Source organism: Candidatus Leptovillus gracilis, assembly GCA_016716065.1.
GTDB lineage: Bacteria > Chloroflexota > Anaerolineae > Promineifilales > Promineifilaceae > Leptovillus > Leptovillus gracilis.
In genome coordinates this window covers 205,996-227,723 of record JADJXA010000025.1, presented here as the reverse complement: position 1 = coordinate 227,723, position 21,728 = coordinate 205,996, and the positions used below count along the sequence as shown (strand labels likewise).

Here is a 21,728-nt window from a genome sequence, read left to right as displayed (position 1 = left end):
TTGAAGAAAAGCATAGCCTGTCCGTTTGCGACTGAAGGCTTTTTACCGGTTAAGGGGCCTCCCGTGACGCCGGAGGCCCCTTAACATGCCGTGTGTAGGCCAGGGCAAAACTGGTCTTGCCCTGGCGAATCAAGTTGTTACCGCCGGCGCAGTACCCAACCGCTAATCAGCAGTAGGCCAAGCAGCAGGGCAAGGGAGAAGACGGCCGTGTTCACTCCCACAGCGCGAATGGTTTGCAGGGAAACGGCCGTGGGTTCATCCGGATTGCTGTCGGTCAGGCCAAAGGGCGAGTAGGCGCTGACGCCATCAACCTCCACGTAGTAATGGTCGCCACCGTTGCCGCGTTGTTCGCCATCAGCGTCCAGGCGGTCCCAACTGGCCCCATTCCAATGATAGACGCGCATAGCGCCGGTGTCCTGGTTGTTGCGTTCGTCACCCAAATACCAGAAGCGGACGGCGGCCGTTTGCGGCGTGGTCGGCTCGATGTCGAAGCAGCGGTGGGCCAACTGGTCGCCCTGGTTGCAGCCGGCGGTCTGGTTGCCGCGAATTTCCACCGTCGTCGGCCCCATCGCCCCGGCCGGGATGATGTCTACGCCGTAGTATTTTGCCCCACCGCTGCCGGTGATATGCAGGAAGCGGGTGTAAGTGGGATCGGTGATGTCGATGGTCTGGCGCAGCGTGCCGTTGTTGGTGAGGGCGCCGTTGATGGCGAGGGAACGGCCGTCGGGAATCGTCAGTTCCGCACCGGCGGCTACCGTCAGGTCAAACACAGCCGGGTCCATTTCCAGTACCGGCCAGTCTACTCCAGTGAGATAAGCCGGGTCCACCAGGACGCGCGCAAAGCCGTTCGGGACGCCGTTGGGCGTCCAGTTCAGGGCATTGTTCCAGGCGCTGCTCTGGCTGCCATTCCAGGCATAATCAGTGACCACGGTCATGGTGATGGGCATGTTGGGCACTGTGCTGGGCGTGTCGTGGGCGATAAATAGTTCACCGGTATATTGCCCAGGCGTCATCGCCGTGGCGTCGAAGGTCACATTAATTTGCTGGTCGGTCGCGGCAGCGACTGTGCCAGAGGCTGGTAGTTCGCTTAACCAGGGAAGGCCAGCGTCTACAAGCAGGCTGACATCGTCAACGTGGAAATTGGTTACGGCCAAAGAAGTACCGTATTCGGTTGAGCTAAAGCGCAAATTGTGGGCGCCGCCATCTGCGTAGGCAGAAACATCAACGGTGGCCTCTTTATAGTCCCCATAACTGGCTGCATCTGCCTCCGTGACAGAAAACAGCACGTCGCCATCCATGGAAACATTCATGAACGCCGGGGCGCCGGTGCTTCCGATTAACAGCCAGAAGGACAATGTCGTTACGCCGGATGGGATTGTGACAGTCTGATCAACCGAACCGATTTCTGTGGAATTTGCTCCGCCGAACCAGACCCAATAACTGCCGGTTCTGGACACATCGGCGCCACATCCACTATCACAAATTGGCGTGCCAAAATTAGTAGAAGCCTCGCTCCAACTGGTATTTGGCGTTCCGCCTTCAAAGCTGCCATCCTGTGCCACATCAGAGACGCTGCCACCTATTTCACCAATCTGGTAGTTGGCTGTGTCAGTACCGCTGTTGGTGATGGTAAACGGCCGTATCAGACTGCTCCCCGTCGGAATTGTAACAGCCAGACTTTCCGGGGCATAACTGAGTAAAGCGCTGCCCAGGGAGAAGTCGTGGTACACGGTGTTGTTGGCTACCACGTTCACGGTGTCTACGTCTGATGTGTAGCCGGTGGCGACGGCCGTAAACGTCTTGCTACCGGCCGGGGAATAGAGAGTATAAAAGCCATCGTCTACGTTGGGGTCTAACGGCGTGGCGGCGCTGTTAGTGGTGTAGCTGTCTTCGTTGGACACGGTAGCGCCGTTGACGCCTGCGGTCATGTTCGCGTTGTAAACGTTGCCTACCACCAAACCACCGGAAGGAGCAGTACAAGACGATGCTCCTCCAATTAAAACATCATCTACCTGCCACCACCATGACCAACTGCCATTGTAATAGTGGAAACGGACCATCACATTAGGTTGATTGCCGGCCAAAGCGGAGATGTCGATAACGGCCGTTTTAGGCCCCAAATCACTTGCTCCGGAGCGTGTCCAAACGTTCGTCCAAGGCCCCGCCCCGCCATTGATGCTTACATCTACATTGGCTACCTCGGATGTAAATGAGTAATCCCGGTATTCGTACTTGAACTCAAGTGTAACTACAGGCGTTGATGAAAAGTCCATTACAGGAGTGCGTAACTCGGTGTTTTGTACGCCAGAGGAGCCATAACTATCGCTGTTAAGGACAGCAAACAAGCCAGCCCCACCCGTATTGTTACCGACATTGCCAGGATTGTTGAACTGCCAAACCTGACCATTTCCTTGATTGTCAACTATGCTCCAACCCGAAGGCAAACTTCCGCTATCGAACTGTTCAAACAAACCGCCACTTGCATAACCTGGCGCTTCACAAGCAACCAGATCAGCATTCAAGGCAAAGTCCTGGGTAGTATCACCGGCAATCGGGCCAATCAATTGGGTGGCATCCGTGTAACCATCTACCCAGGCGCTGACGATGAACTCATAGCTGCCGCCTTGGGGCAACTGCACACTGTACGCGCCCGTTTCCGGGTTGGTCCAGATGGTGCTGCCAGGGTAGCCGGTAATGTCGATGCTGGCGTACAACGGCCAGCCGGTAGCCGCATCCGTTACGAAACCGGAAACTGTGGCGTCGGGCACGGCCGTTAAGGCAAAATTCTGAGTAGTCACCACGCCATCTTGGATGGTCACGCCCGTTTGCGTACTCGGCAGATAACCAAAAGCCGAGGCCGTGACGTCATAATCACCGACAGAGAGACCACCAATTTCATATTCACCGGCGGCGTTGGTGTTTACGCTGCGCATATTGCCACTTAGAATAGCCTCAATCGTAGCGCCAGCGATTGGCAGACCGCTGCCGACATCGGTAACCGTCCCTTGTAGCGTACCATTAGGACACTCGGCTTGCGCCGCCTGCACGGCAGCTTCTACATTAATTTCGCCCCAGCCGGTGGCATAGTTGGGCCAGCGTGCGCCGGTACCCAAATCATTGTAATAAATCGGCGTGGCCGTCTGCTCGATGATGGTTTCCGTGGTGGCATAATCGCCTATCAGGCAGGAGCCAGCCTGCCACATCAGGGCCACCAACCCGGTAACATGCGGCGCCGACATGGAGGTGCCGCTCCAGCCATCTTGATACTCTGTGTCGCTGCCCGGCGTGCTAGAACGGATGCTTACACCAGGAGCGATGACCTGGGGTTTTAAATCCGCCCAACCGGCCTGGGGATTTACCGTGTCGGGATTGTCTGTTGGCCCCCAATTGGAGTGAGTGGCATATTGGCCGTTGCTTTCACCCGAAGAGCCTACGCCGGTGACGTTACCGGAGCGGGCCGGGTTGCCGACGGTGTTTAGGCCGGGCGGCGAGGAGTAAGAACAGTTGCTGGCGTTGCCATTGGAGAAAACCGGGTAAATACCGGCGGCTTGCCAGGCGGCGATGGATCCCGCGTACCAATTGTCGTATGTTTGACCACAGTCGCCCCAGGAGTTGTTGACAACGTTGGGGCGCATGTCGGGGTTGGGAGAGCCAGGGCTGCCAATGGGATAGGGGGCGGCAATCCATTGGGCGCAGGTGAGCAAGGCAGCATCGGGGCAGCCGGTGGTCTGGCAGGCGTCACAGGCAATCCACTGAGCGCCCGGAGCCACACCGATCTGGTTGGTTAGGGCTGCGTTTTCACCAACGATGGTGCCCATTGTATGCGTGCCGTGGCCGTGATCGTCCGTTGGTATGGCGCTGCCGCTGGCCGCGCCCAACCAGTTGTAGTCGTGGCTGCCGGTGGCCGTGCCACGATATTGGCGAACCAGGGCTTCGTGGGTAGCGCGTACGCCGGTATCAACGTTGGCAACAACCATACCTAGGCCACGATAACCGTCTGCCCAGGCTTGGGGGGCCAGCACATGGGCGATGTTGGGTTCTATGGCGTTCGGCGCATGGCTATTATCCAGTGATTTTTCCGGTTCAATGATTTGCATCACGCGGGGGGCGCGGATGATTTCGATCTCGCTGAAGGAGAGCAAACCGTTCAAAGTGGATTTATTGGAGCTTTCAACGGCAATGATGTTGTCAATCCAGAAGCTTTGGTATTTTACGCCTTGCGAATCGAGGTGGGCGCGCACATTGGCCTGGGAAGACCTGGCGGCCCCTTGCAGAGTTTGCACCACATACCAGCCGCGTTCGGCCCACGTCATGTTGTAGGCGGCTGATAAATCTGGTTTTTCGCGGAAGTATATGAGGTAGCCCGTTTCGCCTACACTTTGAAAACGGGTGATGAGGGCTGGTTCAACTTCTACAACTGCTTTGGGGGAGGCAACGGCCGTTAAAGCCACCGACGGGTCAAATACAGCCTGCTGCAAACGAATCTCCAACCCGGTATAGGCCCGTTCCGGCAAAACGGGCGAACCTGGCGGTGGGGTGTCGGTCACAACCGCAGGGTTCGTACCCGGCTTTGGCTGTTCTGCCGGGACGCTGTCGTCTGTTTGAGCCGAGCCGGTTTGTGTTGGCGGCTCGGCTGCCACCGGATAAGGTCGCACAGCTGTCAGCCCTAGGAAAATAACGCTAACAATAAAATAAATAACTCTCTTCTTCATGTTGGATCTTTGCTCCTTTGTTGTTATGTTGTCAAGCGAAACCACACCAGAGCTGAACGGCTTTAGTGGAGTCTCTGACTATGTAGAGTACTACCGGTACACGCAACAAGACTCTCCGTCAGAGGGAGCTACCAATACAAAAAAAGATGTCCACGAAAATCGGTCGCTCTGCAAAAGCTATGCAATTGTTGAGGTAAAAGGTTTTCTCCGTCCCCTTTGTTACTGCTGAGAGTTTTAGAATTGCTAATGAAAACAGTTTGGCTGAAGTCTAACGTCCTATTACACACGCATTTTGTGAAAGATCTTGCTGCAACAGCCGTATGACAGATGGGTTTTCGGATTTAATCAGGTAGAAGGAGTAAGGATGTCTACCTAAAATCCACGGTGCCCATCTATGATTTAATAAGTATAGTCACGTAAATTACAACAATCGTTTAAATATGTTTAGGTTTTGTTTAATTTTTCAGCGCGAGAAGATTTTGCCCGACCTGGCGTTTCCTACCCATACAATCGTTGACCGAAAAGTGGGATTCCCCCAAAAAAGTGGACACATGGGACACATAACCCAAACAAAACACATTAATCCTGATACAGCAAAATTAGCTTCGATGTGGGGATACCCGGCCAGATGAAAGGATACCGCTGGCAAATTCAAAACAGGCCGAAAATCGGTGATGAAACAAACGGATTTTGATCGTTTTTTGAGCTTGAAGCGGCTAATTTTTGTGATTTTCGGAGCGACGAAACAATTCGCCAGCAGTATCATGAAAGTTGACACATTTGGCACATTAGACTCTGCCAGTGTGGTTCAGAAATGAGATTAATCGCTTAAAAAGTCGCAAGAGTAGAGAAATGCCGCATTTTGGGCGCAATTTCCGCCAAAAATGCAAGAAAAAGGCTCAGAAAGGCTTCTGCGTGATTGGCTGGGCCACAAAGACAAGATGCCTACAGGGTGAAAATTTTTATGCTGACCTCGAGAACACTCCGTATTTTGTTGGCGAAATAGAGTGTGCCATATGTGTAAAGGTGTCATGTGAACAGGTATCTCTTGGGTAGTATTCAGTGAATAGATTCATGTGATTTTACCTTGCACATATGCGCCTATCACCGCCAGCCTAAAAAAAATAGGCTTGAAATAAAGAAAATAGAAAAACAACTAAAATAATTCCAATCGAAGCACTAACCATTACACCTTTAAAAATCAACCGATACAAATTATCGCTAAAAGCAAAACTTGGCTCATCAAAAAAAAGCAATTTCCAAGACACAAAAAGACTTACAAATCCAGCGACAACGGGTGAAATAAAAATCAAAAGAAAAGACATACTTTCACCCCACCTGAGAACCCCCGCAAAAAGCTCGAAAAATAAGTAGCCAAGAAAACCTGAAACTACGAAAGAAAGTAACATTATAAAAAATGCTGCTAAAAGTTTTTTCCATATGGACATCGTACCCTCCCTTTCATTTTCCTTGCGTATATGTGCCTATAAAAAAGTAAACGGCCGTTACCGCCCTGCCCTTATTGGCCCAAAATCAGAATATGGCAGAAAATGTGCCACATTAAGCACTTTCCTCAATGATTTTAACCGTGCTTTGTGTTCATCACTCACCTTTCTATTGACACATTCCGGCTGTGCGCTGGCGCTCTACTCTACAAAATACCCATATTGCCCCATAAGCTGTTTGATACGAGCGATGAAAATATCGCGCGCCTGATTCGTTGGCATATCAACTCTCCCTTGCGACTATTTTATCGATATGTAAACCTGACGGACAAGTAAGCCCGACTAACGGCTCGCGTTACCGGCGGCGGGTGGGTTTGGATTCATCTGCAAAATGGAAAAAGCCCAAAATCAGAACCAACTCGTTTTGATGGTGAGAATCCCGCCGTCCGTGTGCACGCATTGTTAGACTGAGCCTGCCATTCTTGCTTTTTTGAAGTCCAGCGATTCCCATTGCGATACACATCACAGATAGAATCAAACCAGGCCAGTGGTTATTCAAAAAAGTTGCCGCTGCTTCCATAAGAATAAACCATTTCGAAAACTCGATAAGAGAGTAGGCGGCCATTACCACTAAGAGCAACCCATTAAAGGCTTTCTGATAACCCTGCCTAAGTTGAAGGCGCTCCCGTTCCTCGTAACCGTTACTTCCACCGATTAGGCCACCTAAAACAGCCACCGTCAGCATAAATGACAGTAGTTCGAAATCTGGCAAGAATAGAAACGCAATACCGATGATCCCGACTATAAGTGCCAGAATATTCATGAGACGGTAATTCACTCTAGTCTTACTTATTGTGTTCATGATCCAGACCTTCTCCTTTCAGGGATTCGTCATTTGGCGAATTCCAATCATCTAGATCAACTATCACTCATGCCTTTCTATGCTTCATGGATTGATGGTTCTGCCCTGTTTACAAGGTACAAATCGTAACAGTTGACCGAGCCTTTGCTCATGTCGGGTAAGGGGGAGGCATTGCTGCCACCTCCTCCCCTCAAAACCCACCGTGCGCCCCGTTCGGCTACGCTCAGGGCAGGCTTTTCAACGCAGTAGGCTTAAGCATCTCAAAAGCCTATTGCTAGACCCGCCCGCCCGTTACCGGGCAGACTTTACGATACCCATACGGAGCCATCGCATATTGTAGGCGATAGGTAATCCTATCGTGCCAACCTGCTACAACATGGGAGAGCGCATCAAGTAACGAAAGGAAAAGGTTGACTTCATCCTATGTTTTCGTCCTCGCCATCTGCTTTCTCTCCTGAGACGGTTTGCCGTATTGTCTCGTAAAGAGACACCTGCCGGAAGTCTGCTCGCTTTCGCGCCGGGCAAATCTTGAACCCGTATCCCCGCCGTTACAGCGCGGCTTTCGCTTTCTCCAGCATCCTTTACCCGCTATTCCATCGGTTGGTCTTGCGACCGCCCTACCCATGAGGGAGAACATCGGGCTTACCACGTTCCGCATGAGTACCTGTGTAGGTTAGAGCCTGTGCTGAGGCTGCCGAAGCATCTGGCCTATTCGCCGGTGGTGCAGCATCTGCGATGAGTGAGTTAGGAGCACCCATTCCTGACCACTTACCATTTTGGTCCAAGCGTTGTATGAAGTTGCCTTCATACGCAATACCTTGCGCTTGTCTGGTGTAACGACGTTTATCAGCCATTCACATATGTTGACCATACTACACAGCCCTAGCTCCCGGCCCGCCTGGTATTGGCGGTCATCGCTTCCTCTCACGATTCCACGACCATCTCTTGCGAGATGAGGCTTCATTGTCCCAGAGGCTTCGCACCCCGTCGTTACCAACGACGCACGCTCTGGTAGAGCCTGCCCTGAGCGAAGCCGAAGGGGCACTGGTGGCAGAACACCAGGTTATGTCCCTTGTTTGTTAAGGTCATAACAGCTACTCATGCGACCTCGTGTCGCACCCTAACGCCACCATCAGGTGCGCTGGCGCTGTCAGCCAAAACCTTTGCCAATCACCAAATAGCCAGCCTTCCGAGGACTCGCGCCAGCGTCACCTGTAACCTCCCATGCCCGGTGGGTCATTCCCCCACCGGAGAACCTACCCGTCCTTTGAAGGAGTGTTTTGCCCCAATTAGCGGGTACGTTCTCAGGATGGAATGTTAGGCGGGCTGCCCGTCCTGACGCTTGTCTTTGTGCCTGAACGAAAATTATTAAAACCTGCGCCGAAGCTGACTGATTGGGCGGGTTAGGGCGCTGGCTTTTAACCATAATTTTACTGGAAAACGGCCGTTTCCCATCCACCACATTTGCTATCCCAACCGGCCGTCCCCCACCCAACATCTCTTCATTCCTCAAAACCTACAACAGCCTGTGGCGTTTCACGCCCATCACTTTTGTTTTGCCAAACGGCCGTCTCCCATCCAACCCCTACGCCATTCCCAACAACTTCCACAATCAGCCTGCCGCTTAAAAACCAAAACCTCTGCCGCAGTCAGGCCGCTTTGCTGAGACCTTGAGCTTGTTTTGCCAGACGGGTGGGGGCAAAACGGCCGTTCCCACCCACCAACTTCTTTTCTCAACGTACAACCTGGCCGGTCAACCGGCCTCAACTTTGCGCCGCTTCGTCTAAACGGCAGCCAGATTTACAATTTCCAGAAATTGACGATGAAGTGAACGGCCGTTCCCCAGCAAAACCTACGCCACGAGAAAACAGTAAAAAGGCGCACGGCCGTTTCCCTTCCAAACCTTTTGCCACTCTGCAAAACCTCGCCCAACCTGCACCATGAGAACCGGCCACCACTTTGGAAAAGAACCACGGCCAAAAACCTGCAAAAATAAATGGGTAGCGGCCCGACTAACGCCAGGTTCAGGCGCGCTGGCGCTTTACTCTACAAAAATCCCTCGATCGTAAGTACCCAGGCAAAGGTAATCAGGTATTATCCTCGTGCAGGAATACTCAAAAATAATTGCCTGGGTACTTATCAGCTTATAGGCGAGTAAAAGGGCAACTCCAAACGAGCCATTAAATCAGCCCGAAGGGTTGGCTAACCCTTGGGGGCTATAAGCTTAGCGAGGCTCATCTTGTATTGCCTCCAAGCGATGTCCACTTGGTTAATGAGGGATACCAGCCTTTCTTCTCGTTGTATCCCTTGTAGATAACACGTTCGCTTCTTGGTCCCTTGGACCCTTGAATCCTTATGTCTGTGATACCCTCCCCGGTTCCGCGTGCCACAATGTTCAGGATGTTTTTCCCCCACGATACGATCGTCGGTGAGCCGACAATCTTTCCGCCCAGGGAGGTCCATGCCGTCTCAGAAGGATACCAACCCGTTCCTTCCTGGAAACACTTGTGCCACACCGCACCATCAGCGCCGCGTGCCACCATGTCCAGACGCCCCGGTCCCCAAGAGACAATGCTCGGCGTATCAGTGATATTCCCGCCCAGGCTTGACCATCCAGTACGGGAGGGGTACCATCCGCCTGGATCCCAACACTTGTGCCAAGCAGCACCGTCGCTACCGCGGACCACAATATCCAGACGGTTCGGCCCCCAAGCTACAGCCGCCGGTGTACCTGTGATACTCCCACCGAGGCTTTCCCAGGGATACCAGCCAGAACCGTTTGAATCGTAACATCGGTGGTGGCAGGCATTGTCCGACCCGCGCGTGAAAATATCCAGACGGCCCGGCGCCCACGATACGAGACTGGGGGGGCCCAGCGTTTGGCCGTCCAGGTTTGCCCAGGGGCTCCAATTCGCCCCATCATAACCCTTATAATAGACCCTATTGTCCAGGCCGCGCACGACCACGTTCAAAATGCCCGGCCCCCAAGAGACGGCGGCTGGCCCGCCCAGCATTTGCCCGCCCAGCGAGCTCCAGCCGAGTTCAGATGGGTACCAGCCGTCCGCACCCCAGCACTTATGCCAGAGAGCACGGTCGCTGCCACAGACAAAGAGATCCAAGCGCCCCTTTCCCCACGAAACGATGGTCGGCGGCTGCTGGATTTGCCCGCCCAGACACCCCCACCCATTCTCAGGGTGCCAACCGTCTTCCTGGTTGTAGCACCTGTGCCAGACGCCGTCATCTGCGCCCCGCGCCAGTAGGTCCAGACGACCCTTGCCCCAGGAAACGGCAGAAACAATCCCCATAACCTGATCGTCTGCAGATAGGGCAAGCGCTTTGGTAGCAGTGACACCCGCAGTGGCAACAGTGGCTGGAACACCGGCCTCTGAAAAAGCCATTTTCCACGCACAGTTCCAGAACATTTCATAGCCGGGCACTGCCTGAATTGCCGGGTAAACATCGGCAACCTTCTCGAGAGTCGCATCGCACTGTCCGGCCTTTATTGCGCCTGTTTCCCGTAGTAACGTGAGTTCGCTCACCAGTTGCCAATAAGCTGCGCTCCCCACAAAGAGCAAGCACTGCGGCGATTCGGTGAGTACTTCCCAAGCTTTGCTGACCGCATCGGCTGCCGCGCCCGCCACTGCTTCTACCGCATCCCCGACGACTTCAACAACGTCTTCAGCGACATCAACAACAGCTCCGGGAATGCTTACAATCCCGTCCCAAAGATCATCAAAAATGGTCATGTCTATTCTCCTTAGGGTTTTGTTTGGTGACCCAGCACCAAATGAAGAGAGGTTTCAAAAATGGTTGATTCTGGACAACGATTGTCAAGAGCGGAGAAGCCGACGTAAGGGTTGCCATTAGGCTTTATTGTCACTGGAATTTCACATTGCCACCTCCAAAATTGTAATCCGGGCATTCAGCGGCCAACGAAGGAATGACACTTAGAGTCCGTAAAAGAATAAGTTCCCGCATCCTGGTCATAGAAAGTTGAGCAAGTGCGGGAAGTAATAAATTTACGGATCCTTAGGAATCATCTAAAAACAACTTCCTGATTTTTTGTGGTTATACCACTAAGAAAAACGGGAGGTAATATTTAGATGGTTACTTAGTTAAACTAAGCCGCACCTGGCGGTAAATCTTCTATTTGGAATTTAAGCCTGGGGATTCCCGATAACTGCGGGCGCTCACCCCCCATGACCAGAGTCATTGTAGCAGTTTAGACTGGAAAAGATCAATCAATTACGCCCGAATTCCTGCCCCAATTTCACGTGGCCGACGCCAAAACCGACCATCAGACGATCAGCAGGCAACATGAAACAAACAGCCCGCCTGCAGCTGCTTTTTGGGTCAGCCCGCGACGCCTCCTTAATGACAGTGGGCAGCCCACCGTCCGGGTCATCGTTCAGCGAGACAATGCGGCGATTGGTGATGGCGACACCCGGCCAGATGAAAGTGGTCATATTTGGGGCGTTAGACTCTGCCAGTTAGAGCCAGAAAACTGCCAACTCTCAAGGGCACCTGGACGGCGAGATACCTGTTTGCCGTTACTAGGCCCAAAATCAGAATACGGCTTTTTTTATGCCATATTGAATAACATTTTGAGCCAAATTCGGCACTGAAGGTCATGACTTAGGGCCCGTAAATTTATTACTTCCCGCACTTCCTCAACTTTCTATGACCAGGGTGCGGGAACTTATTCTTTTACGGACCCTTAGTTCAAAATACCAAGTATTAGGCGGTTTTCAATAAATTTTGTTCAATCTGTCTTAATTTCCGGTCTGACTCAGTTCAAAGGTGAGTGATGAACACAAAGCACGGTTAAAATCATTGAGGAAAGTGCTTAATGTGGCACATTTTCTGCCATATTCTGATTTTGGGCCAAGGAGTTCGTTGATCTCCAGCGACACTGGCAAACAGGCATTCCATCAATCCTACAATAGTGTAGGATTTCGTAATTTTTGAGAATAGCCTCTCGTCCAATTAGCTGGCTATTCCACAGTTTTTGAGACAACTATTCCGCAGTTTTTGAGAATTTCCTACCGTTATGTCTTAATTTTTGAAAATAACCTACATGACTTGTTCGCCCTTATCCCACAATTATTGAGAACAGCCTACAAAATCTTCTACCGGCTTCCAGAGTAGTCGGTTTCCAAAATGGGGTTATTTACATATCCCCCGCCAAACCGCAACCTGAGATTTTCACTCGAGTAATGAAAGCTAAAAGTGTGTCCTGGAAGCATTGTAAATAATTCATCTTTCTGAAAAAAAACAAGTTAAACCGGCCTTTTTCGGATAGTTTGATTAAAAAAACGTAACTATACAGGTGTGAGTTGAGGCATGAGAACATTATCGTCAAACAGAGACCCTAATGCTTCCCACACATTGAGACCTTGTTTACGAATCGTGGAAATATAGGTGCGCAATGAACAGAATTGTTCGGCGCCTTCCCAACTGCGAAAAGAGCCTGAGATTTTCTGCTGCACCTTCATCATCCTGATGTCTCGTTCAGCCAGGTTGTTATCAAACGGCACCTTAAAATCATGGACAAAACGCAAGATAGCCTCTTGGTGCTTGTCAAATCGTTCTGCCAGATTACGCGCCTTTGTTTTTTTGCGCCGCCCTCGTTTGACAGGTGGCGGATGTTCATCGGGTAACAGGTTTTCCTCTAAACCGAAGGCAACAATGGCGTCATACACCTGGTGGATTCGTTGCAGTTGCTCGACTGACAATTCGGTTTCACCTGCCTGATAGGCTTCGGCAACCAATTGTTTGGCCGCTAACAAACAGACAATCATGAGGGCTGCCCATTGCTGTTGGTCATTCTCAACCAGAGCCGTCAACTCGCGCAAATGATGCGCATTGCACAAGGCATGAAGCAACAATTGGTACTTGAAATAGGTCGCCCAGTTATCGTGAACAAGGGCGCCGGTGAATTCAGGCAGAATGCCAATGGCGTCGGTAGCCTTTTTGCCCCGACTTTGATGCGGTTCATAGTAGGTTAGTTCTGAAGTGCTGACCGTATGGAGCCAACACCGTTTGCCATTGATATAGAAGCCTGTCTCATCCGCATGACCGACTTCGGCCTTTTTGACGGTTTCTTTAATGGCTTTTGTGGCGGGTTTCACATTTTCTGCGGCTGTCTCTAAAAAGTTTTGCAACGAACCAGTTGAAATGGGTAATTCAAACAGGTCGGTCAACATCTGCCGCTCTCGGTCATACGGGATGAACTGCTCATTGCGCAGATAAACTGACAACCGCTTGACTTGCGAGCCGTACTGCACCGGATTGCTCACATCCGCCGGAAATTCACCTGTTGTTGCTTCACCACAACAGGGACATAGGATGGTTTCGGCTTGGTGTTCGATGGTCACATAACGCAATGGCGGTAATTCAAAGACCTGCCGTTTGGTAACTTTACTGGCTGCAATTTCTTCGGGCAATGGTGCTTGGCAATGGCTACATTGGGCTGGACGGTGCGATTCAATGAGATCTGGTTTTGGATTGAACTCAAGCGTATGCCCTTCATGTCCTTCCTGTCCACCAGCTTTGCGCTCTGTTTGCGGTCGTAGACTTTTGGGCTTCGGCTTTTGTCGGCCTTTATCGTGGCTGGACGGCCAACTGGAGTTATGGCTATTTTGCCCTAGCAGCTCGATTAGCTGTTTGATTTGAGCTTCAGCAGCAGTTAACTTTTCGCGGAGTTCTTGGATTTCTCGCTTAAGTTGCTTGTTTTCCGCTCGTAGTTGTTCTACTTCGTCCATGCTTATCATTTATACCACAGGCTTTAGACCTGTATAGTTACATGATAACGATAAATGGAAGACCTGTTTTGCACGTTCGTTACCAGAGGACAATTGTTTAGCGGGAGAACTTTACTTGGATGACGATGGTTCTCTCAGGAAAAGTGGTTTATTGTAGGCACATTATGTTCTGTGTCCTAATTCTGTTCCGATCATTGTGGAAGCCCTAAGACGTGGTCGAAGGGGATCTGGCTTAGAGAGGATTTGCGCAATATCTTTGTCACAAATGGGGGTTTCGCGCACATACTTTGTCAAAAATGCGCAACAACTTTGTCAAAAACTCTGTTTTTTGACCTGTTTTGGCGCAATAACTTTGTCACCCTACACCAATGCAGCGCGTTAGCGCATTTGAGAATAAGTCATTTCTCGCCGCACCATCTCTTTCCACTATAATGGATTCATGCCTGGAGATATACTGCAAACAAAATTGTATGTGCCCCAATTACGGCCGTCTCTCGTCCCTCGCCCCCACCTCATCGCCAAACTCAACCAGGGGCTGCACCGCAAACTGACGCTTATCTCGGCTCCGGCGGGCTTTGGCAAAACGACGCTTGTCAGTGAATGGATTGCTGGCTGCGAACGGCCGTCTGCCTGGCTCTCTCTCGATGAACGGGACAGCGGCCTGACTCGCTTTCTCGCCTACTTTGTGGCTGCATTACAGAAGATATTTCCAACTTTTGGGGAACAATTGCTGGGCATCTTTGAATCTGCTCATCTCCCACCTACCGAATCAATCCTAACCACCCTGCTGAATGAAATCGTCGCCCTGCCAGAGGCACTCGTTGTCTTGGACGATTATCATATGGTAGACGCGCCCCATATTGATCACGCCCTTACCTTTTTGTTGGAACACCTGCCACCACACATGCACCTGGTCATCACCACCCGCGAGGATCCCAATTTGCCCCTGGCTCGATGGCGCGTCCGCAGCCAGTTGACTGAATTTCGAGCCAATGACTTGCGTTTTACTGTGGCAGAAACGGCCGAATTCCTCAGGCAGGTCATGGGTCTAAACCTCTCAGAAAATCATATCGCCATACTGGAAGCCCGTACCGAAGGCTGGATTGCCGGCCTCCAGCTCGCTGCCCTCTCGATGCAAGGGCGGGAGGATGTTTCTGGGTTCATAGGGGCTTTCACCGGAAAAAAAAAAAAAAAAAAAAAAAAAAAAAAAAAAAAAAAAAAAAAAAAAAAAAAAAAAAAAAAAAAAAAAAAAAAAAAAAAAAAAAAAAAAAAAAAAAAAAAAAAAAGAAAAAAAAAAAAAAAAAAAAAAAAAAAAAAAAAAAAAAAAAAAAAAAAAAAAAAAAAAAAAAAACCAACCCCCCCCCCCCCCCCCCCCCCCCCCCACCCAAAAGGAAAAAAGGGCGCCCCCGACAAAACCCAAAACCGCGGCCCCCCCCGCCCCCCAAAACAAAACACAAAAAAAAAACCCGGCCCCCCAACCCCACAAAACCAAAAAAAACACGGGGCCAACCCCCCCCCCCGCCCCGAAAAAAAAAAAAAAAAGGACCACCCCCGGCCGAACCCCCGGCGCCCCCCCCCCCCCCCCCCCCCCCCCCGGGCCCGCCCCCCCGGGGCCCCCCCGGGGAAAACGAAAAAAAAAAAGAAAAAAAAAACCAAAAAAAGACAAACACACCGCCCGGGCCCCCGGGCGCCCCCCCCGCCCCCCCCCCCCCGCCCCCCCCGCGACAACCACCCCGGCCACACCCCCGCCGGGCCCCCCCCCGCCCGCCCCCCAAAAAAAACCAAAACAACCCCCCCGCCCCCCCCGGGCCAAAAGGAAAAAAAGAAACCCCCACAACCCGCGGGCGAACACCAAAACCCCCCCCGGGCCCCCGGGGGGGGGGGGGGGGGGGGGGGGGGGGGGGGGGGGGGGCCGGGGGGGGGGGGGGGGGGGGGGGGGGGGGGGGCCCCCCGGGGGGGGGCGCGGGGGGGGGGGGGGGGCGGCCCCCCGCCCCCCCGCCCCCGGCGGCGGGGGGGGGGGGGCGGAGACAACCGTTATATCGTGGACTATCTAGTTGAAGAGGTCTTGCAGCATCAGCCTGAATCGGCTCGCCACTTCTTACTTCAGACCGCCATTCTCGATCGGTTGAATGGCCCATTGTGCAGGGCTGTCACTGGTCAGCAGGAAGGCAAGACGCAGTTAGAGGCTCTAGAACGGGGTAACTTCTTTATTATTCCGCTGGATGACAAGCGATATTGGTATCGTTATCATCACCTCTTTGCCGAAGTTCTGCGAATGCACCTGACGATAGAGCAGCCTGATCTAGTGAGTACACTGCATCAACGTGCAAGCCAATGGTATGAGCAGAATGGTCTGGCTTCCGATGCAATTTACCATGCACTTGCGGCCAAGGATTTCAGCCGGGCAGCAGGGTTGGCTGAAACAACTTGGCAGAATATGTATGAAAGTTTTCAGTCACCTACCTGGCTGGAGTGGGTTAAGGATTTGCCAGAAGAGCTGCTCTGTACCCGTCCCGTACTTTGCACCCAGATTGCCTGGGGGTTTATGAATGCCCATGAAGTGGATGCCAGCGAATCCCGTCTGCGTGATGCGGAACGATGTCTGGAAGGTTCATCCGATGGCATGATAATAGTTAATAAGGAACAATTTCGTTCTCTGCGAGCCAGAATTGCGTTCGCCCGCGCTTACAATGCTCAAACTCAGATGGATTTTATCGCTGCCATAAAGTACGCGGAACTCGTGTTTGAGCTCATTTCCGAAGAAGACCAGTTCTTGCGCGCTCAAACTACTGCAATTTTGGGGGCCACATACTTGGTTAATGGTGATTTGGATGCAGCCTGTCAGGCGATGAATAATTGGATTGATAGTTCACTGAAGGTTGGCAATTACTTTGCGGCATTTGCCTACGCCATGGCAGAAAAGGCAGATATCCTTACGGCGCAGGGACATCTCCGCGAAGCATTATGGACTTATCAGCAATCCTTACAACTTGCTGCAGAACATGATAGCCGTGTTTTGCGTGTTATGGTCCATCCTTATCTGGGGATGTCGATGCTGTATCACGAGATGGGAGATGACAATGCTGCTGACCAGCACTTTCAAAAGAGTCTTGAATTGGCTAGTCTGCATAAGAGTGTTGACTGGTCCTACCGCAGATGTATTGCCCAAGCTCGATTGAAAGAGTCTATAGGAGAACTGGATACTGCGCTCGAACTGTTGGAGGAAGCCAAACTTTTTTATATTAAGACCCTCATGCCACATACGCGTCCTGTTGATGCAATAAAGGCGAAAATCTATCTTAAGCAAAGACGCTTTTTCGAAGCGGAGAAGTGGGTAAACGAACAAGAACTTTCGGTGGATAATGAACTTAGTTATTTGCACGAGTTTGAACATATTATCCTAGCACGAGTGCTGCTTGCCGAGTATCAGAATAATCGGAATGAGTACATTATTCTTGAGGCATTGAGATTATTGGAACGTCTTCTAAAGGCAGCAGAAGATGGAAACCGAATAGGTAGCGTAATCGAGATCCTGGTGACACAAGTCCTCGTTTATCAGGCGCAGGGCGGCTCATCAAGGGTTTTCGAGTCGCTTGAGCGTGCCTTGACTCTGGCGCAACCCAAGGGCTACTTCAGAATCTTTGTAGATGAAGGTGAGCCCTTGCAATCATTGCTTTTGGCCTTTCGAAGGTCAATCGAAAAGCAACCGCGCGGACAAAACCATGAACTGTCGGGATACGTAGATAAACTCCTGGCCGCTTTTGCGCCACCCGAAGATATGCAGCAGTCAAAGCTGCTCGAGCCGCTCAGCCAGCGTGAATTGGATATCCTCCGCTTGTTCAAAACTGACCTATCGGGACCCGAGATCGCTCAAGAACTTGTCGTCGCCTTAAGCACCGTTCGCACACACACCAAGGGCATCTACAGCAAGCTCAACGTCAACAGCCGCCGTGCGGCCGTTAACCGCGCCATTGAACTGGGCTTGATATAAGCCTAAAACGCACACCTGAATAATGTCTTCCATGAATCCTGCCTAATTTCTCCGGCGGGGTTTTGACGCGCTTGCCAGCATCCCCAAATATCCCCACACGAACTCCCCACATGTGGGGAAGACCTCTCCCCACATTCATTTGTAAACTGTCTTCTATCAAACCCAAACAGGCAGAGATGCCAGGTGTCAGGCTCTGACACTTATTCTAACGGTTCAAAAAGGAGACAAATCTATGAATACCAGGTCCGAGGTTTCGATTTTCAGGCTCTATTTACTGAGAGCCATGTATGCGTTCATGGCTGTTGGGCTGGCAATATATAAATTGCCCGCGATTTTCAACCCTCCTGCAAACTTATCTACCATGGGCAGCGTTGTGCTCAGTGTGCTCGCTGGGCTAGGGCTCTTGGCAGGGGTAGGAATTCATCGCCCACTCAAGATGCTGCCACTGCTGTTCTTCGAGTTTCTGTGGAAGACTGTCTGGGTTCTGGCGTTCGCGCTCCCACAATGGTCTGCCGGGCAGTTAGCGCCGGACGCTCAAGAGGTATTGATTAACAACCTCTTGGGTATTGTGTTGATACCACTTGTGATGCCTTGGGGCTATGTCTTCAATCAGTATGTGAAGATGCCCGGCGATCCGTGGATGAAGCAGATTGCTCTGAATCAGGATGGTCGCACGACAGGCAGCGAAGCTTAGTGTCGAAATTTACAGCCCATCTCATGAATTCACAAGGAGACAAAATGAAAGTGACAACCCCTAGACTCATCCGTTGGGCCGGTTTATCTGCCATGGTAGCAGGGATTATTTTTACCGCTATTCAACCAACCCATCCACCTATCAATACCAGTACATTCTTCATCATCACCTCCTTCAAAACCTCCATACCAATCTTTGGCCTGCTCGGTATTGCGGGACTCTATGCCAGACAAGTGGAAGAGACTGGTTGGCCGGGTTTGGCTGGCTATCTGCTGCTAACCATCTTTTATGCAGTTCAGATGTGCATTTCATTCATCGAACCTACGGTCCTGCCGCTGTTGACGACCATAGCGCCAACGTTTGTAGAAAGCGCATTGCAGTTGTCAAGTGGGACTGGTGTCCCAACCAACCTTGGCAGCCTCACAACAATCTATTCGTTAGCATCGATACTTTATGTCCTTGGCTCCCTGCTATTTGGCATCGCTACGTTCCGTGCGCGCATCCTGCCGCGTGGGGCGGCTGCCTTACTTGCCGTATCCGGTCCTTTGGCGGGCACCATGTTTGCCCTGCTTCCCTATCAGCTCGTCCAGTTCACATCGATACCGATAGGGGCTGCTATGGTCTGGCTGGGATACGCCCTCTTCTCCGAACGATGCGGAGAACCGTTTGAATCCTTGCGTGATGAAATTATTTCACAAGAACCAGGCAAAGCAGCTTGAGAACCGACAAACCTTTTTAAGGAGTTTAAAAATGAAAGCGAATATCCAAAATAACCGTCAAATGAAAGTACCGGCAAGAAAGACTCAGACGTCGTGGTGGCTGCCTGCCGGGTTGGTCTTAATTAGTATCATCCCGATCATCTTCGGTGCGATCCGACTCAACCAGTTGATCAGCGGGGCAGAGATTACACCCGAAAACGCACGCTTCTTTGCATCACCTTCGCCTGTGGTCATTCACATTATTAGCTCTGCGATCTATGCCCTGCTCGGCGCGTTCCAATTTGTGAGTCGCCTTTGGACGCGCGGGAACAAATGGCACCGCTGGGTTGGGCGGCTGCTGGTTCCAGTTGGATTGGCCGTGGGACTCTCCGGGCTCTGGATGACGCTCTTTTATGACTATCCAGAAGGTGCCAGCAGACTACTTTATGGATTACGCCTCTTTTTCGGATCTGGCATGGTCCTGTCCATCATCATCGGATTCATCTCGATCCGCCAGCGTAACGTCAGTCAGCACCAAGCCTGGATGACACGCGCCTATGCCATTGGGATGGGGCAAGCCACACAAGTGTTGACCGGATTGGTTGGAGCCTTGACGCTTGGCGAAGTAAATGAGTTTGAAAATGCTTTGTTGATGGGTGCTGGCTGGGTGATCAACCTCGCAGTTGCTGAATGGATCATTCGCAGGCGGCCCACCCGGCAGGCTCGTACAGCATAGATTTGGCTATTGATATCAACTTTTTTAGCAAAGGAAGGGATTTTAAAATGAAAGCAATTGTGGCAACTCAATACGGCGGACCTGAAGTTCTGCAAGTTAAAGAGATGGAAAAACCAACTCCAAAAGTCAACGAGATTTTGATTAAAGTGCACGCCACCAGCGTCACGGCCGGGGACTTCCGCATGCGGAGCTTTTCCGTTCCGCCCTTGTTGTGGCTCCCTGCCCGGATTGCTTTGGGTATCAGAAAACCCAAGCAGCCGATCTATGGCATGGAGCTGGCTGGAGAAGTGGAAGCGATTGGCAAGGACGTGACGCGCTTCAAGGTTGGTGACCAGGTGTTTGCATCTACCCTGACCGAGAATTTTGGCGGCTACGCCCAATACAAATGCTTCCCTGAAGCGGGAATGGTGGCAATAAAACCGGCCAATATGAGTTATGAGGAAGCTACGGCCGTTCCTATCGGAGCAACCACCGCCTTACGCCTGCTGCGCAAAGGCAACATCCAGCGCGAACAAAAGGTCTTGATTTACGGCGCTTCGGGTAGTGTGGGCACTTATGCCATTCAGCTCGCCAGGTATTTCGGGGCGGAAGTGACCGGCGTTAGCAGCACTGCCAACCTGGAGATGGTGCGATCTTTGGGAGCCGATTACGTCCTCGATTATACAAAAGAGAAGTTTTCAACCAGATCTGAACGATATGACGTCATCTTTGATGCGGTAGCAAAACTCCCCAAATCAGAAGCCGTAAAAGCGCTTGCTCCGAACGGGGCCTACGTGACGATGGCCAGGCTGGACTCAAAAGAAAGCATGGAAAATCTACTTTTCATCAAGGAGCTCATTGAGGCCGGTAAGCTTAAAGTGGTGATTGACCGGTGTTATCCGCTGGAGAAAATGGTCGAGGCACATCGTTATGTTGATACGGGACGCAAAAAAGGGAATGTTGTTATCTCAGTGGGGCATAACTCATGACAAATGATCAGCGAGTAAAACCGGACGAGGATTCACCGACGATTTATCAGATCCGGATCAAAGGTCACTTAAGTCAGCCATGGATGGCCTGGTTTGAAGGTTTAGCCATCACGTTGGATGAAGATGGCAACACACTTTTAACCGGTTCCATGCTTGATCAGGCCGCACTGCATGGCATATTGAAGAAGGTACGCGACTTAGGCCTGCCTTTGTTATCGGTGAATTCCGTAAGTGAGTAAACCATGAATCAATTCACTTTTTCTTAATTCGGATAATTCTCATTGGGCTTGGCGCGACCTTTATGTTTGACCTATGGGGACTGTTCCTCAAGCATACCTTCAAAATAGCGCCGTCGAATATTTGCCTTGTTGGGCGCTGGCTGCGATATATGCCAGAAGGGATTTTTCAGCACGCCCACATTGCTGCCGCGCCTGCGAAAAAAGCAGAATGCGTCGTGGGGTGGGTGGGACATTACACAATTGGTATTGGGTTTACGGCCGTTTTTGTTGCAGCGCTTGGCAATAACTGGTTGCAGCATCCAACCTTGTTTCCGGCAGCCCTCTTTGGTGTCGTCACGGTCATTGCGCCTTTTTTCATCATGCAGCCCGCCTTTGGGTTGGGGATTGCCGCAGCAAAAACGGCCAATCCCTGGCAGGTAAGGGTTCGGAGTTTGATGAATCACCTGGCGTTTGGCCTGGGGCTTTACGTGTTTGGGCTACTCGTTGGCTGGGTATTGTAGATTGGGCGGGGGAGTCATTTCTGATCAAACTTTGAACCTTTCCAGTATACAGAGGAAACCCGGCCAGATGAAAGGTAACACATTTGGGACACTCGGTGAGACCACATTTAATCGTGGTC

14 protein-coding genes are annotated in these 21,728 nt (G+C 51.4%); 8 read left to right on the top strand and 6 right to left on the bottom strand.

Annotated features, from left to right (window positions below; all coding sequences use genetic code 11):
- Nucleotides 1-137: 137 nt before the first annotated feature.
- The 3 genes from IPM39_27115 to IPM39_27105 form a co-directional block, all read right to left on the bottom strand.
- A complete protein-coding gene (locus IPM39_27115; GenBank protein MBK8989685.1) occupies nucleotides 138-4,712 on the bottom strand; it encodes a S8 family serine peptidase in 4,575 nt (1,524 codons plus the stop codon).
- A gap of 1,115 nt (nucleotides 4,713-5,827) precedes the next feature.
- Nucleotides 5,828-6,160, bottom strand: a complete 333-nt coding sequence (locus IPM39_27110; GenBank protein ID MBK8989684.1) for a hypothetical protein — start codon at nucleotides 6,158-6,160, stop codon at nucleotides 5,828-5,830.
- 352 nt (nucleotides 6,161-6,512) lie between these two features.
- Nucleotides 6,513-7,019: a hypothetical protein gene (locus tag IPM39_27105; GenBank protein ID MBK8989683.1), complete on the bottom strand. Its 507-nt coding sequence runs from the start codon at nucleotides 7,017-7,019 to the stop codon at nucleotides 6,513-6,515.
- 1,394 nt (nucleotides 7,020-8,413) lie between these two features.
- Here IPM39_27105 and IPM39_27100 point away from each other — a divergent pair.
- A complete protein-coding gene (locus IPM39_27100; GenBank protein MBK8989682.1) occupies nucleotides 8,414-8,647 on the top strand; it encodes a hypothetical protein in 234 nt (77 codons plus the stop codon).
- 606 nt (nucleotides 8,648-9,253) lie between these two features.
- Here the strand turns inward: IPM39_27100 and IPM39_27095 are convergent.
- From IPM39_27095 to IPM39_27085, 3 genes are all read right to left on the bottom strand, one after another.
- Nucleotides 9,254-10,765, bottom strand: a complete 1,512-nt coding sequence (locus IPM39_27095) for a hypothetical protein (GenBank protein ID MBK8989681.1) — start codon at nucleotides 10,763-10,765, stop codon at nucleotides 9,254-9,256.
- A 495-nt stretch (nucleotides 10,766-11,260) separates the two neighbouring features.
- Entirely contained in the window at nucleotides 11,261-11,485 is a 225-nt protein-coding gene (locus tag IPM39_27090) for a hypothetical protein (GenBank protein MBK8989680.1), read from the bottom strand.
- Nucleotides 11,486-12,340: 855 nt separating this feature from the next.
- A complete protein-coding gene (locus IPM39_27085; protein MBK8989679.1) occupies nucleotides 12,341-13,783 on the bottom strand; it encodes an IS66 family transposase in 1,443 nt (480 codons plus the stop codon).
- Between the two features lie 2,041 nt (nucleotides 13,784-15,824).
- On the opposite strand from IPM39_27085, the gene IPM39_27080 reads away from it, so the two are divergent.
- From IPM39_27080 to IPM39_27050, 7 genes are all read left to right on the top strand, one after another.
- Nucleotides 15,825-17,774: a helix-turn-helix transcriptional regulator gene (locus tag IPM39_27080; protein MBK8989678.1), complete on the top strand. Its 1,950-nt coding sequence runs from the start codon at nucleotides 15,825-15,827 to the stop codon at nucleotides 17,772-17,774.
- A gap of 232 nt (nucleotides 17,775-18,006) precedes the next feature.
- Nucleotides 18,007-18,468 carry a hypothetical protein gene (locus IPM39_27075; protein ID MBK8989677.1) on the top strand — a complete coding sequence of 154 codons (462 nt, stop codon included), beginning with the start codon at nucleotides 18,007-18,009 and terminating at the stop codon, nucleotides 18,466-18,468.
- Between the two features lie 44 nt (nucleotides 18,469-18,512).
- Nucleotides 18,513-19,187, top strand: a complete 675-nt coding sequence (locus tag IPM39_27070) for a hypothetical protein (protein ID MBK8989676.1) — start codon at nucleotides 18,513-18,515, stop codon at nucleotides 19,185-19,187.
- A gap of 61 nt (nucleotides 19,188-19,248) precedes the next feature.
- The gene (locus tag IPM39_27065; GenBank protein MBK8989675.1) at nucleotides 19,249-19,902 is read left to right on the top strand and encodes a DUF2306 domain-containing protein; all 654 of its coding nucleotides are present in this window, start codon (nucleotides 19,249-19,251) and stop codon (nucleotides 19,900-19,902) included.
- Between the two features lie 47 nt (nucleotides 19,903-19,949).
- Nucleotides 19,950-20,870: an NAD(P)-dependent alcohol dehydrogenase gene (locus IPM39_27060; GenBank protein ID MBK8989674.1), complete on the top strand. Its 921-nt coding sequence runs from the start codon at nucleotides 19,950-19,952 to the stop codon at nucleotides 20,868-20,870.
- The gene (locus tag IPM39_27055) at nucleotides 20,867-21,109 is read left to right on the top strand and encodes a hypothetical protein (protein MBK8989673.1); all 243 of its coding nucleotides are present in this window, start codon (nucleotides 20,867-20,869) and stop codon (nucleotides 21,107-21,109) included. Before IPM39_27060 ends, IPM39_27055 begins: the two co-directional genes overlap by 4 nt.
- A gap of 62 nt (nucleotides 21,110-21,171) precedes the next feature.
- A complete protein-coding gene (locus IPM39_27050) occupies nucleotides 21,172-21,609 on the top strand; it encodes a DUF2938 family protein (protein ID MBK8989672.1) in 438 nt (145 codons plus the stop codon).
- The last annotated feature ends 119 nt before the right edge of the window (nucleotides 21,610-21,728 follow it).

Excerpts from the sequence above, each read along its gene's own strand:
- IPM39_27115 (MBK8989685.1), bottom strand. The coding sequence starts at position 4,712 with ATGAAGAAGAGAGTTATTTATTTTATTGTTAGCGTTATTTTCCTAGGG.
- IPM39_27110 (MBK8989684.1), bottom strand. The coding sequence starts at position 6,160 with ATGTCCATATGGAAAAAACTTTTAGCAGCATTTTTTATAATGTTACTT.
- IPM39_27105 (MBK8989683.1), bottom strand. The coding sequence starts at position 7,019 with ATGAACACAATAAGTAAGACTAGAGTGAATTACCGTCTCATGAATATT.
- IPM39_27095 (MBK8989681.1), bottom strand. The coding sequence starts at position 10,765 with ATGACCATTTTTGATGATCTTTGGGACGGGATTGTAAGCATTCCCGGA.
- IPM39_27090 (MBK8989680.1), bottom strand. The coding sequence starts at position 11,485 with ATGACCACTTTCATCTGGCCGGGTGTCGCCATCACCAATCGCCGCATT.
- IPM39_27085 (MBK8989679.1), bottom strand. The coding sequence starts at position 13,783 with ATGGACGAAGTAGAACAACTACGAGCGGAAAACAAGCAACTTAAGCGA.
- IPM39_27075 (MBK8989677.1), top strand. The coding sequence starts at position 18,007 with ATGAATACCAGGTCCGAGGTTTCGATTTTCAGGCTCTATTTACTGAGA.
- IPM39_27070 (MBK8989676.1), top strand. The coding sequence starts at position 18,513 with ATGAAAGTGACAACCCCTAGACTCATCCGTTGGGCCGGTTTATCTGCC.
- IPM39_27065 (MBK8989675.1), top strand. The coding sequence starts at position 19,249 with ATGAAAGTACCGGCAAGAAAGACTCAGACGTCGTGGTGGCTGCCTGCC.
- IPM39_27060 (MBK8989674.1), top strand. The coding sequence starts at position 19,950 with ATGAAAGCAATTGTGGCAACTCAATACGGCGGACCTGAAGTTCTGCAA.
- IPM39_27055 (MBK8989673.1), top strand. The coding sequence starts at position 20,867 with ATGACAAATGATCAGCGAGTAAAACCGGACGAGGATTCACCGACGATT.
- IPM39_27050 (MBK8989672.1), top strand. The coding sequence starts at position 21,172 with ATGTTTGACCTATGGGGACTGTTCCTCAAGCATACCTTCAAAATAGCG.